Below are 14137 nucleotides of genomic sequence, written 5' to 3' on the forward strand. Positions count from 1 at the left end.
CCGCTCACCGTCCCGTCACGCGCTGCTGGACGACGCTGACGGCCGGCGGGCCCTGCGGCACCTGCGAGGCGCTGTAGCACTGGGCCGCGGAGCCCTGGAGGAGCGCGGCCGACCCGTTCACCAGCACCCGGCCGGTGCCGGTCGTCCATCGGACGGTGGTGCACGGCCGCGGCGTGCCCCCGACTGTGTGCGGGCAGCCGGTGACGGTGTAGAAGTCGGCGGCCGACGCCACCGGTTCACCGTTCACCAGCACCCGCGACTGCGCCGGCAGGGCGGTCGCCCGGGCGCCGTGCGGACAGGTCACGGTCGCCCCGGTGTGCAGCAGATTCCCGGACATGTGAAAACCCCCTTGGATCACGTCTGGCGGCGTCTACTCGCGTTCGATCCGCAGAACGCCCTGGTTGATGCTGACGACGGAGCCGGTGAGCGAGACGGACGCGCCCTGGCCGTTGTCGAGATGAATGCCGGTGTGGTCGATCACGAGCGACGCGCCGCTGGGCACCGAGAGCGTGATGCCCTTCCCGCCGGGCTCGTCGGAGAGCACCACCTTGCGTTTCTCCGGGGTCTGCAGGACCACGTTCGGGGAGTCCGGCAGGTTGTCCCGGGCGTCCTCGGGGACCTCCTCGCGTTCCCCGTACCAGCAGCCCGACCAGATCGGATAGCTCGGATTGCCCTGCTCGAACTCCACCCACACGCCGGCCTGCCGGGGCGGCACCATGTACTGGCCCATGCCGTTCCCGGCGATGGGGAAGCACGGCATGGCCCAGGACGACGGGGTGTCCCCGAGCACGTCCGGGACCTGCACGCGGAGCCGGCCGATGCCCATCGGGTCGGCGTTGTCCGTGACCTTCCCCCGGAACTTGCCGAGGTAGCGCTTCGGATCTGCCATCTGATGCCTTCCGGTGTCCTGGTGGCGGGCTAGGGGCGCACGGTCGCGTGCCGGGCGACCAGTCCCTCCCGGGCGAGCGTGAAGTTCTGCGTGTAGGAGCCGCGTCGCAGGTCGTGGGTGACGCTCTTGACGAAGTACTCGCCGTCGTAGGTGAGGCCGGCGCCGCGCACCCCGACCAGCTCCCGCGGGCGCAGCACGTAGCCGTACCGGACGACGTCGAGCTGCCCCGAGCCGGAGATGGCGTCCGAGGACTCGGCGGCCCTGGCGACGGCCTCGGCCAGCCCTTCGCCGCCTTCCTTCTTCGCGGTGTCGCTCAGCACCCTCTTCTTCAGCGCCGGTGCCGGCCTGCGGGCCAGCGGCGGCCGCAGCACGCTGATCTCGGGCACCCCCAGCACGTTCAGGACCTGCGAGCCGCGGGTGCGCTGGTTCTGCACCCGTGCCTCGGGCTCCTCCCGGGCCGCGCCGTCGTAGGAGAACGTCAGCTGGTCGACGTTGGACAGCGCGTCCATGTTGACGTTGAGCGCACGCTGCGGCGTGCCGATGCGCCATTCCGGGCCCCAGTAGGCGCGGCTGGCGCCGGGGCGCGGACCCGGGTCGAGGAAGAACACGAACCCGTTGGCCCGGGCCAGTTCGGTGACATAGGCCAGGTCGGTGCCGCTCTGGAAGTCGATCCGCCGGGTGCGCAGCGGGATCTGCGGGATCAGCTCCGGCACCACTTGCGGGGTGATGCCGTACCCCGCGTACCGGTCGATGATCTGGCGCACCCGCGCGCTGGGCGCCATGTCGGGGAAGTCCTGCCCGGCACGCTCCTCCAGGTCCATCAGCACGGTCAGGTCCTCGCCGGTGACGGTCAGGGTGGACTGGCCCGGCTCGTTGCTGATGCCCACCTCCTGCCGCATGGCGACGCCGTCCATCAGGACCGTGGTGGCGCCCTGCACGGTGGTGGTGAGAACGACACGCACCGGCGGATCGAACCAGCCGTCCGGCAGCAGCCGGGTGTTGATCAGTCCGCGCCTGGACAGGTCGAACGCGAGCTGGAAGCCGCTGCGTTCCCCGGTGGTCATGGTGACCTGCGCGGACAGCAGGGCGTCGGCGACCTCCCGCGGCACCGGACGGGCCATCGTCCGGCCCATGCGGAGGGTGAGGTGTACCGGACCCCGGCGGACGGGCTCGTCAGGCATGTCCCGCCCCTCCGGGCAGCGGGATCACGATGGTGGCGCCGGGCGTCGAGGTCAGCTCCGCCGGGTCGAGCACCGGGTTGGCGTCGGCGATCCGCCACCACTGGCCGGCGCTGCCCAGATAGCGGTGCGCCAGCAGGTCGGGACGCTCGCCGGCTCCGACCGTGTGGGACACCGGCTCGCCGGTCTCGTCCAGCCGGGGCAGCAGCCGCCGCTTGAGGTACGGCACCTGACGGCCGTCGGGCAGGGTGTGCACGGCGGTGCCGATGCCGTGGTAGCGGCTGGAGCGCGGATAGCGGTTCTCCGTTGCGGCCCGCTGAGAAGTGTCGTGGTGCCCGGGCATCAGAAGCCTCCCAGTCCGATGTCGCCGCCGGTGAGCCCCAGGGCGTCGAGCCGGCCGGCGGCGGCGCTGCCGGCCAGGCGCTCCTTCTGCGCCAGGTGGGCGAGATACAGCTCGCTGCCCCGGTGGCCCGGTGGCAGGTCGCTGACGGACAGCACGTGCACACCGAGGTTCAGCGAGGCCCGGATCGGGTTGAGGTGGACGTCGAAGTGCTCCTCGGTGACGGACACCTCGGTCAGCCGTACCGGCATCACCCGCTTGTTGCCCCAGGTGAACAGGGTCAGCGGCGCCTCGATCGGCGTGATCTCCAGCGTCCCCCGGGCGGCCAGGGACTCGGCGGCCCGGAGTTGCGCGGTGGTGGGGTGCAGCAGCATCTCCAGGGTGGCGAGCTGCGGATGGATGCCCTCCGGCGCGGCGACGTCCAGCTGGTCGGTGGCGTCGATCTCGGCGGTGAACCGCCAGCTCTCCACCGCAGGGCCCTTCAGCCGCAGCGCCTCCGTGCGGTCCCCGGCCCCCTCGGCCCCGGCCGCCTGCGGCGTGAGCGTCCGCTCCAGCGAGTCGGGATTGAACTGCAGCACGATGATCCGCTGCGGCGCCCCCCGCACCGGATCCACGATCACCAGCCCCGACCTGACCGGCCGGGGAATATCCGCATACCGTGTCATGGGCCGGCCTTCCGGAATTTCTTCCGAACTGCCGCGGCAGTTCGGATAATCTCCCGGTCACGGTCCTTTCTCGAAATGCGGTCGAGATCTTCCATGAAGAGGAGCCACTCCGTGTAGGCCACTGCCCACACGGATGCCAGGCGGACGCGGGAATCGGGATGCTGCAGGCCCTGCCGGATCGTTTTGATGACACGCTCCTCGGGTTCCAAGGGGGCACCCACGCCCAGCCTCAGCAGGGCGCGGGCCCTGTCGGCCGGGCGGACTTGAGTTGTGACGTCGGTGAGCAGTTCCTCGATGGTCCACACCGCCAGGCTTCGGCATACGGTTCGGATGGCTTCTTCAGCTGCCTCTGGGACCTCATTCATAGCTACCATGTAGGCGGCATCGATCAGATCATTGTCGAGGTAGTGGACTGACCCGTTGTCCTGGGAGTCCCACTTGACTTCGTACGAAATCCCTTTTTCGGGATCGCTCTTGACCTGTCCGACGAAGATCCAGCCTTGCCTATCGGCCAGAGCGCGTACCTCGCTCCCCTCCACCCGGTCGTGCAGGACGACTCGGCGGCTCATTCTTTTGTCGAGAACCATTATCGCACCCCATAAATGTAACGGATCTTTTTCTCGATGAGCGCGAAGAGCTCCCTTTTTCCGTTCTGCGACTCCGAGAAGTCGAGCCCGGAAAGGGAGGCCCATTCCGTCAGGAAGTCGATCTCCCGGCGCTCCATTCTTCTTGCCGCTTCAGTTTTTCTGAAGTTGCCCTCCTTTGCGATTCTCTGCCAGGACTTCCGCATGTATGCATCTTCTGTCTCTTCTTTCTCGTCCCGCTTTGTTTTGGTGTATGTCTCCATGTCTGCCACGGTGAAGCCCTCTGACTTGGTCAGTTCCATCATCCGGTCAACGCGTTCGCGCCGCCGCGTCTTCTGCTTCTTGAGGTCTTCAAATTCTAGATGGAAGTTCAGGAATCGTGCCTGTCTCTGGGCTCTCTCATCCGGCGTGGGCTTCGCTCCCTTGGGAACGTCTCCCGTCATCGGAATGATGTTGACCATCTCCTGAAGGCTTCTCTTGCGGTCCTTTGCGGCATCGTAAGCCAGGGCGCGGTAGACCAAGTCGCTCGGAGAGCGATTTTCCTCCACTGCGTGGAGGGTATGCAGGTAGAGGCGCTGGAATCGCCACTTCGGCAGGCGTCTGGGTTTCGTGTTCCCGCGCAGGTCTGCAAGCATTTCGATTGCGAATCTTACCTGCTTCTGCTCCGATAGGTTCTTGAACATGCTCCGGTACTTGTGCCCCAGTCCTTCCCCTTCGGTCTGCTCTTTCCTTCCGTAGGGCGAGATGAAGTAGTTCCTTGGGTTCTGTGTGCGCCATTGGGACAGGCCCACTGTGGCCGCGAGTTTTCCGATGTGCTGGATCACGTGACGGCCTGTTTTGAAAAGCCCTCTCCTTAGGATCTCTGCAATCATGTTCGACTGGGCTGTGTGGCGGTCGACTTTCATGATCTTGTCGTCGCCGAATCCGAGATCTCTTCGGGTGGCCTTCTTTGCGGTGAACTCCTGGACGTCTGCGGCCGCCTTGCGAATGAATCGAATTAGTTCGACACTATCGATCCTCACCCCGGCCACCGTTACCATACCGGGGTTTAGGAGCGCCCTGATGTCGAACTGGCTCGTCCCTTGGATGGCCAGCTGCCGGAGCCGGTTCCAGGTCTTCAGTCCAGCCAGTGTCGCTTTGAGCACAGGGCGCCGGACGCCCTTGTCCAGCATCCTCTTGAGGCGAGGGCTGATCCGCGCGACGATCTTGCGGAGGCGGGCTTCCTTGGACTCCTTGGACTTTCTGGCCTTCCGGCCCTCCTGCCGGCGTTGTCGCTTCTGCTCCGTGTGGAGCCTGGAACGGTCGCGGAGGCGGGTGCGGAGGGAGCGGAAGGAGTTGCGGATCGTGCGGGCGCTGCGGGTCAGTGCCCGGCCGACGCGGGAGGTGCGGAGCCTGCGGCCGAGCGCGCGACGGGCCCTTCTGACGGCCTGCAGGGCCCTGCGCACGGCGGACCGGGAGGCGGCAAGGGCCCGGCCGGTGGGGGAGACCGGCTTGCGAGGCTTGGCCGGCTTGGGCCGGGTGGTCTCGGGACGCTTGGGCCTGCTGGTCGCCGGGGTGGGGGTGGCCGGCTTGGTGGGGGCTGATGCGGTGGGGGAGGGGCCGGCAGACGGGGAGGTGGTGGGGGACGACGGCGAAGTGGTCGGGGAGGAAGGGGTGGTGCCGGTCGTGCTGGGTCGGGGGGTGCTCGTGGTGGGGGCGGAGGAGGGGGTGGGAGACGTCGGTTTCGGGGGCGTGGTGGACCTGGGGGGTGTGGTCAGGACGGTTTGAGCCTTGCGGAGGTCGGCGCGGGCGGCGTTGGTGGCGGCGCCGGCTGCCTTGCGGGTGCCCCGGCCGGTCTTCCGCAGGCCCTTGCCGATCGTCTTGGCCAGCTTCTTGAAGCCGTTGCCCACCGCCTTGAGGGGCTTGCCGATGCGCTCCAGCAGGAAGTTGGCGATGAAGTCCAGCAGGGCGACCGCGCCCAGGGCCAGGGCCTTGGCGAACAGGCAGGCGGCCGGGCCCGCCCTGACCGCCTTGAGGTAGTCGATGAAGGCGCCGATCGCGGCGATGATGGAACTGATGCTCGCCCAGGCGGCCTTGAGCCCCTGCACGATGGTGAGGATGGCTCCGGCGGCCGGGACGATCAACGAGATCAGCTTCTCGATGACCAGCATCACGATCATCATCGGAAGCGAGGCGAGGATCGCCTCCCACGCCTTCCGGCCGATCTCCTTCATCGAGACGCAGCCCTTGCGCAGGGTGTCGATGACGGCCCTGCCCAGCCCCAGGACGCCCTGGACCTTGGCGTCGAACCACTGCCGGACCGCCGCCTTCAGCTGCGGCCAGAGGTGGTCGCTGACGCCCTCCTTGGCCGAACTCCCCATCCGGGACAGCCAGCCGCCGGGGTCGGGGGCGATGTGGCCGGCGATGACGGCGAACTGCCCGAAGGCGTTGATCGCCGCCTTCACCATCTCGACGACCTTCCGAAGCCCTTCCCGGACGAACTCCACCGCCGCCCTGAGCCCTGCTTCCAGGACGTTCAGCAATGCGCTGAGCGCGCCGGCCAGGTCGTCGAGAAAGGCGTTGACCGTGTCCTTCAGCGCGTCGGCCAGGATGTTGACCGACTCGATGGCGGAGTCCCGCCACTCGTCGACCGCGTCGCGGAATCTGTCCCGCAGCTCGGGGAAAGCCGCCAGCAGGACGTCACCGAGGGCGATCAGCGCGTCCGCGAAGACGTTGATCAGGATGACCGCGAGGTCCCGCATCGCGTCGATGGCCGCGTTGGCGAACGTCCGGAAGCCCTCGATGATGCCGTTGACCACGGCCCGGGCCGCGTCGAAGATCGCGGTGATGCCGGCGAGCAGCGTGTCGAAGAAGCTGCTGACCTTGGAGGCGACCCAGCCGAAGAAGCCGCCCGATCCCTTCTTCTCCTCCTTCTTCTTCCGCGCGGCCTTCTGCTCGGCCGCCTCCCGCTCCTCCTGGATCTCCTCGTTGTCGTCGTCCTTCCTGTCCTCGATCCGCCGGTCGGTGTCCTGGCGCTCCTCGTCGATCTCCTTGTGGGTGCCGGTGTACTCCTCGGTGGCCTCCTCGTCGGCCTTCTCGATCTCCTCGTCCTGGTCCGCGCGCAGTTGCTCGCGGGCGCCCTCGACCTCGCCCCGGACCTGCTCGCGCCGCCCGGCCTGCTCCTCGGAGTTCTCCGCCTCCGCCTGGGCGATGTCCGCCTCGGTCTGCTGCTCCGCCGTGGCCCGGCCCTGTTCCTGCTCGCCGTAGGCGGTGGCCATGTCGCCCCGCGCCCGGGCGACCGTGGCATCGATCTCGTCGCCGTGCTCCTCCTCGGCGACCTCCGGCAGTCCGGGCACGGCCGCGGCCTCCGCCCCGGCCTGCCCGCCGCCGCCCTCACCCCCGGACCTGCCCGGCACGTCCCCGGCCAGGGTCTCCGGCGGGACGTCCGGGTAGATCTGGTCCTCACCCATCGGCGTCGCGGCGTCGGCCCGGCCAACCTCCAGGACCTGGACCGTGGTGTCCTCCAGGTGGCCGGCCTGTTCGTCGGTGCGCCCGGGGTCGCTGTCCCCGGTGAGTTCGACCTTGGGCGCCGGTCCGACCGTGCGGTTGAGCGCCGGGTCGGTGTCGGGCACGGCGTCCACGGCGGCCTCGATGCTCGCCACGTCCTCGGCACTCACCTCGCCGCCGGGCGCGGAGACGTGCGGCCGGGGGGCCGTGGTGTCGCGGCTGCCGAGGATCTTCTCGCCCTCGGGACGCTCCTGTTCCCCCTCACCGACGTCGTTGATGCTCCGGACCCGCTCGGTGACCTGCTCGGCCGGTTCGCCGACATGCGGTTCGCCGTGCAGGGTCTGCGGCGCACCGGCCGGGCGCTCCTTCTCGGGCGGGGCGTTCTCCAACTCCCGGTGGAGGTCCGCCGACTCCCGCTCGACGGCGTCGTCCACCCCGTCCAGCGTCTCCAGCATCCGGTCGGCGGGCAGCGTGCCCGCGGTGGCGACGGCGGCGGACGGGTCCTGTCCGGACACGTCGGGGACCTGCGCGCGCATCTGCTTCTGCTCGCCTTCGCCCCCTCCGCCGCCGCACTCGGCGGCTGCCTCCGGCTCCTCGCCCCCGGCCTGCTGGTCACCGCCGCACTCCCCGCCGCCCGGCTCCATGGACGCGTCCGGTGCGGACTCGGCCACCGTGCCCGGCTCGTGCGCCTGTTCCTCGGCCGGACCGACCGTGGTCAGCGCGGCCTCGGCCGTCCCGTCGGGAGTGCTCAGGGAGGTGAAGGCCGCGGCGGGTGCCGGGGCCGCGTCGGCCCGGCCCTCGGCGCCGGCGCGCTCCCGTGCGGCGGACCGGGTCGCGGAGGGCGTGGCCCTCCCGCGCAACGAGGAGCCGCGCGTGGCCGTGCCGTTCGTGGAGGGCTCGGGCAGCGAGGCCGTGTCCCCGGTATCCGGGCCGTCCCCGTCCCGCTCACTGTCCTCGCGGGTCGCGGGCGGATCGTCCCGGGTCTGTTCCCGGTCCGCCCCGGCGGAACCGGCCGTGTCAGCGGCGGGGGCGACGGCCGGGGCTGGGCCCGGGTCCTCGGGGAGCCGCTCCTGGGAGCTTTCCGGATCGGGCCCGACCTCCTGTTCCACGGACTGCCGCGGCTGCAGGTCCTGTTCGCTGCGGATGCCGGCTGTGGAGACCGGGCCCGCGGCGGGGCCGCCGGTGACGGTGGTCCCGAGGGTCTCCCCGTCGGGGGCCTCACTGTCCTCCGGGCCGCTCTCCCGGGCGGGGTCGTCCGCCGGGCCGGGGCGGACCCCCGATTCCGGGTCACCCGGCTCGGGCTCCGGCCCCTCCTCGTCGTGGGCGTCGCGCCGGGCGCGCGCCTCCTCGACCAGCTCCGCCCTGGTGGGCGGCGGCGCGGGGAACGACGGCATCGCGGGCGGGGCGGGCGAGGCGCCGGAGCCGGGGGACAGGCCCTCGTCGTCGAGGGTGGGGACGGACGAGAGGTCGAGGTCGGTGGCGGGCAGGAAGTCCTCGGGCCGCAGCGCGGGTTCGTCGTCCGAGGCGTCCGGCTCACCTGCGGGCGGCGAGTCGATGCCGGAGATCTCCTGGCCGGCGTCGGCCGCCAGGCCGATCGGCTCCTCTTCCTCCCGGGGACTGTCGTCGGTACCGGCCGGACCGTGCCGGGCCAGCGGGCCGTCCCCGGCGGTGAAGTCCTCCTCGACGTCCTCGGGGGAGACCCGCGGCGGGGCGGCGGCGTCGTTCTCGGCCTGCTGGCCGGGGTCGTCGCCGGTCTCCTGCTCCTGCCCCTCGTCCTCCTGCCGCTGCCCGTCGTCGTCCTCCCGCTCCTCCTCCTGCTCCTCTTCTTGCTGTTCCTCCTCCTGGCTCCGCTCCTCCGGGCCCTCCCCGGTCTCCTCCCGGCCCTGCTCGCCGGGCCCCGGCTGCCCCTGTTCCCGTCCACCGGCGCGGCCCTGTTCCCCGTCCGCCGCGGGGGCGGCGGCCGGTCCGTCGCCGCCGGGCACCGCCTGGCCCGGGGAGGCGGCGCCGGACTCCTGACGTCCGCCGGGGGGCCGCTCCTCCGCCTGTTCCTCGCCCGCCCAGTAGTCCCGGTCCGCCCAGTCCTGCTCGGCCGCGCCCTCGCGCTCCTCCGGTTCCCGCTCCTCCTCGTCCCCCTCGGCGGTGCCGGGCAGCGGCATCGGGGCCGCCGCGGAGTCCAGCGGACAGGGGCCCTCCAGCGACTCCTCGACGAGTGCGCGCAGCCGCGTGTGCTCGGAGGACGGCAGCCGCCGCTCCAGGCCGGCGAGGACCGCGTCCCGCAACTCCGGCGAGAGGCGGGCGAGCTGCAGACGGACACGGTGGGAGGTGTCGGCGGGGTCGCCGCGCAGGGAGCGCACGATCCCGGCCGTCAGCCGGTCCACCAGGGTCGCCGGGTCCAGCCTTTCGGTCCGCATCCGGTCCGCGTCGGCGGTGGCGTAGCGGAGCCAGCCCGGGGTGGGGCGGCGGGAGACCTCGGGGCCGCCCGGCTGCCCGTGCTGCTCCGGATCCGTGCGGGCACCCGTCTCGGCCTCGTGCTCGGCGGGGTTCTCCGGCAGGCTCACCGCGCCCAGACCGCGCCCGGTGCGCAGGGCCCCGGGGGTCTCGGGGGCCTGGACGGTGTGCAGGAGCTCGTGGGCGAGCAGCGCACGGCCGCTCTCCGTGCCGGGACGGAAGGTGTTCTCGGCGAAGAAGATGTCCTCGCCCACGGTCACCGCGTCGGCGCCCAGGAGCGCGGCCAGGCCGGCCGCGTCCCGGTCGGTGTGCACCCGGACCCGGCCGAAGTCGTGGCCGAGGCGCTCCTCCAGCTCCCGCCGAACGGCCGGATCCAGCGGCCGGCCCGCCCCGCCGACGATCTCCCGGGGCTCGGGGACCGTGGCGGCGCCGCCCGGACGCGACGTGCCGCGGCGCCGCTTGTGCTCGCCCGGGGAGCGGCCGTCGCGGGCCGGTGCGCGGGTGGTGCTCACCGGCCCCGCCCCCGTCCGTCCGCGGGCCCCGCTCCGCGCCCGTGCTCCGGCGGGCGGGTGAGTCCGGCGTGCACGGAGCGGGCCAGCGCCCGGCCCAGGCCGCGGGAGGACGTGGCGCGCGGCAGCGGAGGAAGACCGGAGAGCAGGTCCAGTTCGCGGTCGCCCCCCTCCGCCAGTGGCACACCGTGCTCCCGCACCAGGCGGGTCAGTTCGGCACGGAACGCGCCCGCCACCGCGCCGGCGTCGGCGCGCGGGAAGCCGTCCAGGACCAGTTCGCCGATGTGCACCTCGACGCCGGCGCCCCCGCCGGGCGGCCGTGGGGCCCGGGTTTCGTTCACACCCATCCGCGCACCTCCGCGGGGGTCAGCGAGCGATCGAGCTTCAGGTACTCGGTGCGGGCGGCGGCGAGCATGTGCCGCATCCGCACCTCGGTGCCCTCCTCGGCGGCGAGGAAGGCGCCGGACAGCGCGATGTTGCGGATCGAGCCGCCGGCGACGGTCAGCTGTGCCAGCCGCTGCGGGTCCAGGCCGCTGGTGGGGGCCTTGGCGGGCACCACGCGGCGCCAGATCTCGGCGCGCTCGGCCGCACCGGGGAAGGGGAAGTCGACCACGAACCGGATGCGCCGCATGAAGGCGGGGTCCAGCGCCTTCTTCATGTTGGTGGTGAGGACGGCCAGGCCCCGGTAGGCCTCCATCCGCATCAGGAGGTAGCTGACCTCCAGGTTGGCGTACCGGTCGTGGCTGTCCCTGACCTCGCTGCGCTTGCCGAACAGCGAGTCCGCCTCGTCGAACAGCAGGAGCGCGCCGCCGCGTTCGGCGGCGTCGAAGACCCGGCGGAGGTTCTTCTCGGTCTCCCCGATGTACTTGCTGACGACCTGGGAGAGGTCGATCACGAAGAGGTCCAGGCCCAGTTCGCCGGCGATGACCTCTGCGGCGAGCGTCTTGCCGGTGCCCGAGCCGCCCGCGAACAGCGAGGTCACGCCCAGGCCGCGGCGCAGGACGTCCTCGAAGCCCCACTCCTGGTGGACCGTCGCGCGCTGCCGCACGTGGGCGGTGATCTCCCGCAGGACGACGAGCTGCGACCCGGGAAGCACCAGGTCGTCCCAGCCGGCCCGGGGCTCGATGCGGCGGCCGAGCTCGTCCAGCGCGATCCGGGCTTCGGTCAGGCCGGCCCGCCAGGCCAGATGGGCGGCGTCCGGCGACGCTTCCGCCTCGATGCCGCGCCGGGCCGCCGCCGCGGCCGAGCGGATGGTGTGCGGGGGCAGGGAGAACTGCGCGACAAGGGAGCGCAGTTGCTCTCCGGTGACGGCCGGGATGTCCGCGAAGGCCTGCGACCACAGGGTCAGCTGCTCCTCGGGGGAGAGCACGGGCACGCTGACGCGCTCGCCGCGGTGCACGGCGCCGGGGCGGGGATCGGGCCCGGACACGACCAGCGGCACGGTGACCCCGCCGGTGAACGCGTCGACGGCGGCGGTGCGTTCCCGGTCGCGGTCGGCCTCGCCGGTCTCCAGCAGCAGCGCGGCGGGAAGCAGGATCGCCTCCCGCTCCCACAGCCGGGTCAGCGCGTCGCGCTCGCCGGGGCCGGTGGGCAGATCCTCGGCGTTCACCGTGTACAGCTCGACTCCGGTGAGGCGGGCGGCGGCTGCCGCGATGTCGGTGCGGGAGGGCAGGTCCCCGCCGGTGAGCTCCACCCGCGGCGGGCGCTGGAGGCCGCCCGTGGTCCACGAGCGCGCGATGTCCGCGGCGGCGCGCAGGAAGGAGTCCGGCAGTTCGTCCGGCGGCGAGGCGCGGCGCATCAGCCCGCGCAGCCTGCTGTCCGGGTACGGCGCGCCCACCAGGAAGTGCAGGACACGCTCGTCGATCCGCAGCCGGGAGGACGTCAGCCGGGTCTCGTCGGACGGTTCGACCAGGCGCCAGCGGCGCAGCGGGGCGACCGGGGTCAGCGCGCTCCAGTGCGGGTCGGTGAGCGCGGCCAGGGCCAGGGAGAACGTCGGATACGGGCGGGCGGGGTCACCGCAGGCCACCGCGCAGCGGGCACCGGTGGTCGGGTCGAGTTCGAAGGCCGCGGCCAACAGCAGGATGTCCTGCTCGAAGGGGCTCAGCCCGAAGCAGGCGGTGAGCGTGCCCAGCGGGCTGTCGGTCGCGGGAGCGGGGGAGGGGTGCGCCCTGGCGGCGGTGTCGTCCCCGGTGCCGGGGCCAAGGTGTGCCGCGTGGGCGTCGATCCGGGCCAGGACGTCCCGGACGGCCGCGGTCAGCACGGCGTGCCCGGGTGCGGTCCCCGGTGCGTCGCCGTCGTGATCGGCGGTCATCGTTCCTCCCCCCTTTCCGGTTTCGCTCAGTCGCCCTGGTGGTCGCCGCGGCGGTGGGCGGGGGCGTCGTCCGCGGCGGCGGTGTCCTCGGGGGCGTCGTCGCCGGGGGCGGTCTCCGGGCCGGATGCCGGGGGAAGGTCCACGGCCGGGCCGGTGAACAGGCCGTCCTCGGCCTGCTCCAGCAGGCTCTGGACACCGTCGGTGTTCACCCGCACCAGGTAGCGGCCCGGCCGCACGCCGCGGACCGGTACGCGGAGCAGGTGCGGGTCCTCGCCGGCGTCCGGTGGCGGGGCGTCGAAGCGGTGGCCGGCCGGACGGCGCCCCTCCACGGGGGCGGCCTCGTCCAGCAGCAGGAACACCCGCTGCCCCGGGCCGACCGGTACGTCGAGCCGGACGGCCAGCGTCGCGGAGAGCGTGCCGCCGTTGTCGCTCCGGCCGGAGACACCGACGGGGCCGTCGATGCCGGGCAGGCGCACGAGATCCAGCGGGTTGGACTCCAGGGCCGGGCGCTGCCGGGGCGGGTCGCCCGCGGCCACGCCGTGCAGCAGCCGGAGCTGCTGCCGCCCGGCCTCCAGCTCCGCCGGAACGGGGACCACGACGCGGCGGTCCGTCACGTTCTCCGGCGGCAGAGGCACGTCGAGCCTGCCGAGCCGGGCGGTCACGGTTCCGGCCCGCAGCCCGGTGCCCTCGATCACCAGATCGTGGCCCGCGGGCACCGGGCCCTCGGCGGGCGGGACGCCGTCCCCGGAGCCCGCCGGGCGGGACCGCAGCAGCTCCAGCCGCGGCCCGGTGCCGGGCACCGCGCTGACCGTGCGGCGCGTCACCGGCGGGCCGGACACCGGGCCCTCCCGGCCCTCGATCGCGACCAGGCTCGCCTGGTACGGGACGGACAGGGCGTAGGGGGTCTGGTGGAGCATCCCCCAGAGCTTGCTGGTCGCCTCCACATCCATCGGGGTGGGCGTGAAACGGATCCGCTGCCGGGATTCCGCCAGGTCGGAGCCGGCCAGCTGCGGGCGCGCGGCGGCCTGCCGGATCAGGTCCCGGGAGAGCACCGGCATCTCGTGCAGGGTGCGGATCACGGCGCCGAGCAGCCGCTGGCCCACCAGCTCGCTCTCCTCGCCGTAGCAGCTGATCAGGTAGTGCAGGTCCAGCGCCGCGGCGGGCCGCCTGAGCAGGGTGCCGTCCGGGGCCCGGGTGGGCAGGTCGTGGCCGGGCAGCGCGCCGCTGGGAGTGACCTGGTGGAGGAAGACGGTGATCGTCGGGTCGTCGGGCGGCTCCGGGTAGGGCCGGCGGGTCTCGACATCGACCGCGAGGTCGATCTCGGGGGCCAGGTTCTGGGCGATCAGCAGCCGCAGGGACTCCGACACCGTCGCGAGGGCGAGGGCGTTGCTCATGAGCGCTTCTCCTCCCGGGCCGACAGGTAGGCGGCGAGGCCGACGGCCGGGCCGCGCCGTGCCGGGTGCTCCGTCCGGGGCCCGGCGGGCCCGGCGCCGGTGCCGGCCGCGCTGACCGTGAGCTGTCCGATGCGGACGTGCACGGTGCGTTCCGTCCGCCGTGGCGTGCGCTGACGGCTCCCCGCCGGGCGACGGGCCCGCGCGGCGTCGGTGCCGTCGGGCCCGGGACGCGGCACCGCTGCGGCTGCCGCCCGCACGGACGGCACGCCCGTTGCGCCGCCCGGAGCGGGGGCGGACGGTGTCGGCGGCCGGTGGCCCGTGGCCGGGCCGGAG

General features: G+C 72.6%; 10 protein-coding genes and 1 pseudogene. All 11 read right to left on the minus strand.

Annotated elements, in window-relative coordinates; all coding sequences use genetic code 11:
• Nucleotides 1-4: 4 nt before the first annotated feature.
• Complete coding sequence (locus ABD299_RS15930; RefSeq protein WP_344262860.1) at nt 5-337, minus strand: PAAR-like protein; 333 nt, start codon at nt 335-337, stop codon at nt 5-7.
• A 33-nt stretch (nt 338-370) separates the two neighbouring features.
• Nucleotides 371-889, minus strand: coding sequence for a phage baseplate assembly protein V (locus ABD299_RS15935; protein WP_344262862.1), 519 nt, complete (start codon nt 887-889; stop codon nt 371-373).
• A 29-nt stretch (nt 890-918) separates the two neighbouring features.
• On the minus strand, nt 919-2070 hold the full coding sequence (locus ABD299_RS15940; protein WP_344262864.1) for a hypothetical protein: 1152 nt from the start codon (nt 2068-2070) through the stop codon (nt 919-921).
• The gene (locus tag ABD299_RS15945) at nt 2063-2410 is read right to left on the minus strand and encodes a LysM peptidoglycan-binding domain-containing protein (protein WP_344262866.1); all 348 of its coding nucleotides are present in this window, start codon (nt 2408-2410) and stop codon (nt 2063-2065) included. The genes ABD299_RS15940 and ABD299_RS15945 overlap by 8 nt, the downstream gene beginning before the upstream one ends.
• Complete coding sequence (locus ABD299_RS15950; RefSeq protein WP_344262868.1) at nt 2410-3072, minus strand: hypothetical protein; 663 nt, start codon at nt 3070-3072, stop codon at nt 2410-2412. Before ABD299_RS15950 ends, ABD299_RS15945 begins: the two co-directional genes overlap by 1 nt.
• The gene (locus tag ABD299_RS15955; RefSeq protein WP_344262870.1) at nt 3069-3659 is read right to left on the minus strand and encodes a hypothetical protein; all 591 of its coding nucleotides are present in this window, start codon (nt 3657-3659) and stop codon (nt 3069-3071) included. Before ABD299_RS15955 ends, ABD299_RS15950 begins: the two co-directional genes overlap by 4 nt.
• Entirely contained in the window at nt 3659-10102 is a 6444-nt protein-coding gene (locus ABD299_RS15960) for an eCIS core domain-containing protein (protein WP_344262872.1), read from the minus strand. Before ABD299_RS15960 ends, ABD299_RS15955 begins: the two co-directional genes overlap by 1 nt.
• Nucleotides 10099-10446 carry a hypothetical protein gene (locus ABD299_RS15965; protein WP_344262874.1) on the minus strand — a complete coding sequence of 116 codons (348 nt, stop codon included), beginning with the start codon at nt 10444-10446 and terminating at the stop codon, nt 10099-10101. The genes ABD299_RS15960 and ABD299_RS15965 overlap by 4 nt, the downstream gene beginning before the upstream one ends.
• The gene (locus ABD299_RS15970; protein WP_344262876.1) at nt 10437-12410 is read right to left on the minus strand and encodes an ATP-binding protein; all 1974 of its coding nucleotides are present in this window, start codon (nt 12408-12410) and stop codon (nt 10437-10439) included. Before ABD299_RS15970 ends, ABD299_RS15965 begins: the two co-directional genes overlap by 10 nt.
• Before the next feature lie 26 nt (nt 12411-12436).
• Nucleotides 12437-13804 (minus strand): Pvc16 family protein, encoded by a 1368-nt coding sequence (locus tag ABD299_RS15975; protein ID WP_344262878.1) that lies wholly within the window; start codon nt 13802-13804, stop codon nt 12437-12439.
• Nucleotides 13801-14137 (minus strand): annotated as a pseudogene (locus ABD299_RS15980) (hypothetical protein); the annotation flags it as partial. The pseudogene ABD299_RS15980 and the gene ABD299_RS15975, both read right to left, overlap by 4 nt.

The sequence above is a fragment of the Streptomyces sodiiphilus genome (genome assembly GCF_039529215.1).
GTDB lineage: Bacteria > Actinomycetota > Actinomycetes > Streptomycetales > Streptomycetaceae > Streptomyces > Streptomyces sodiiphilus.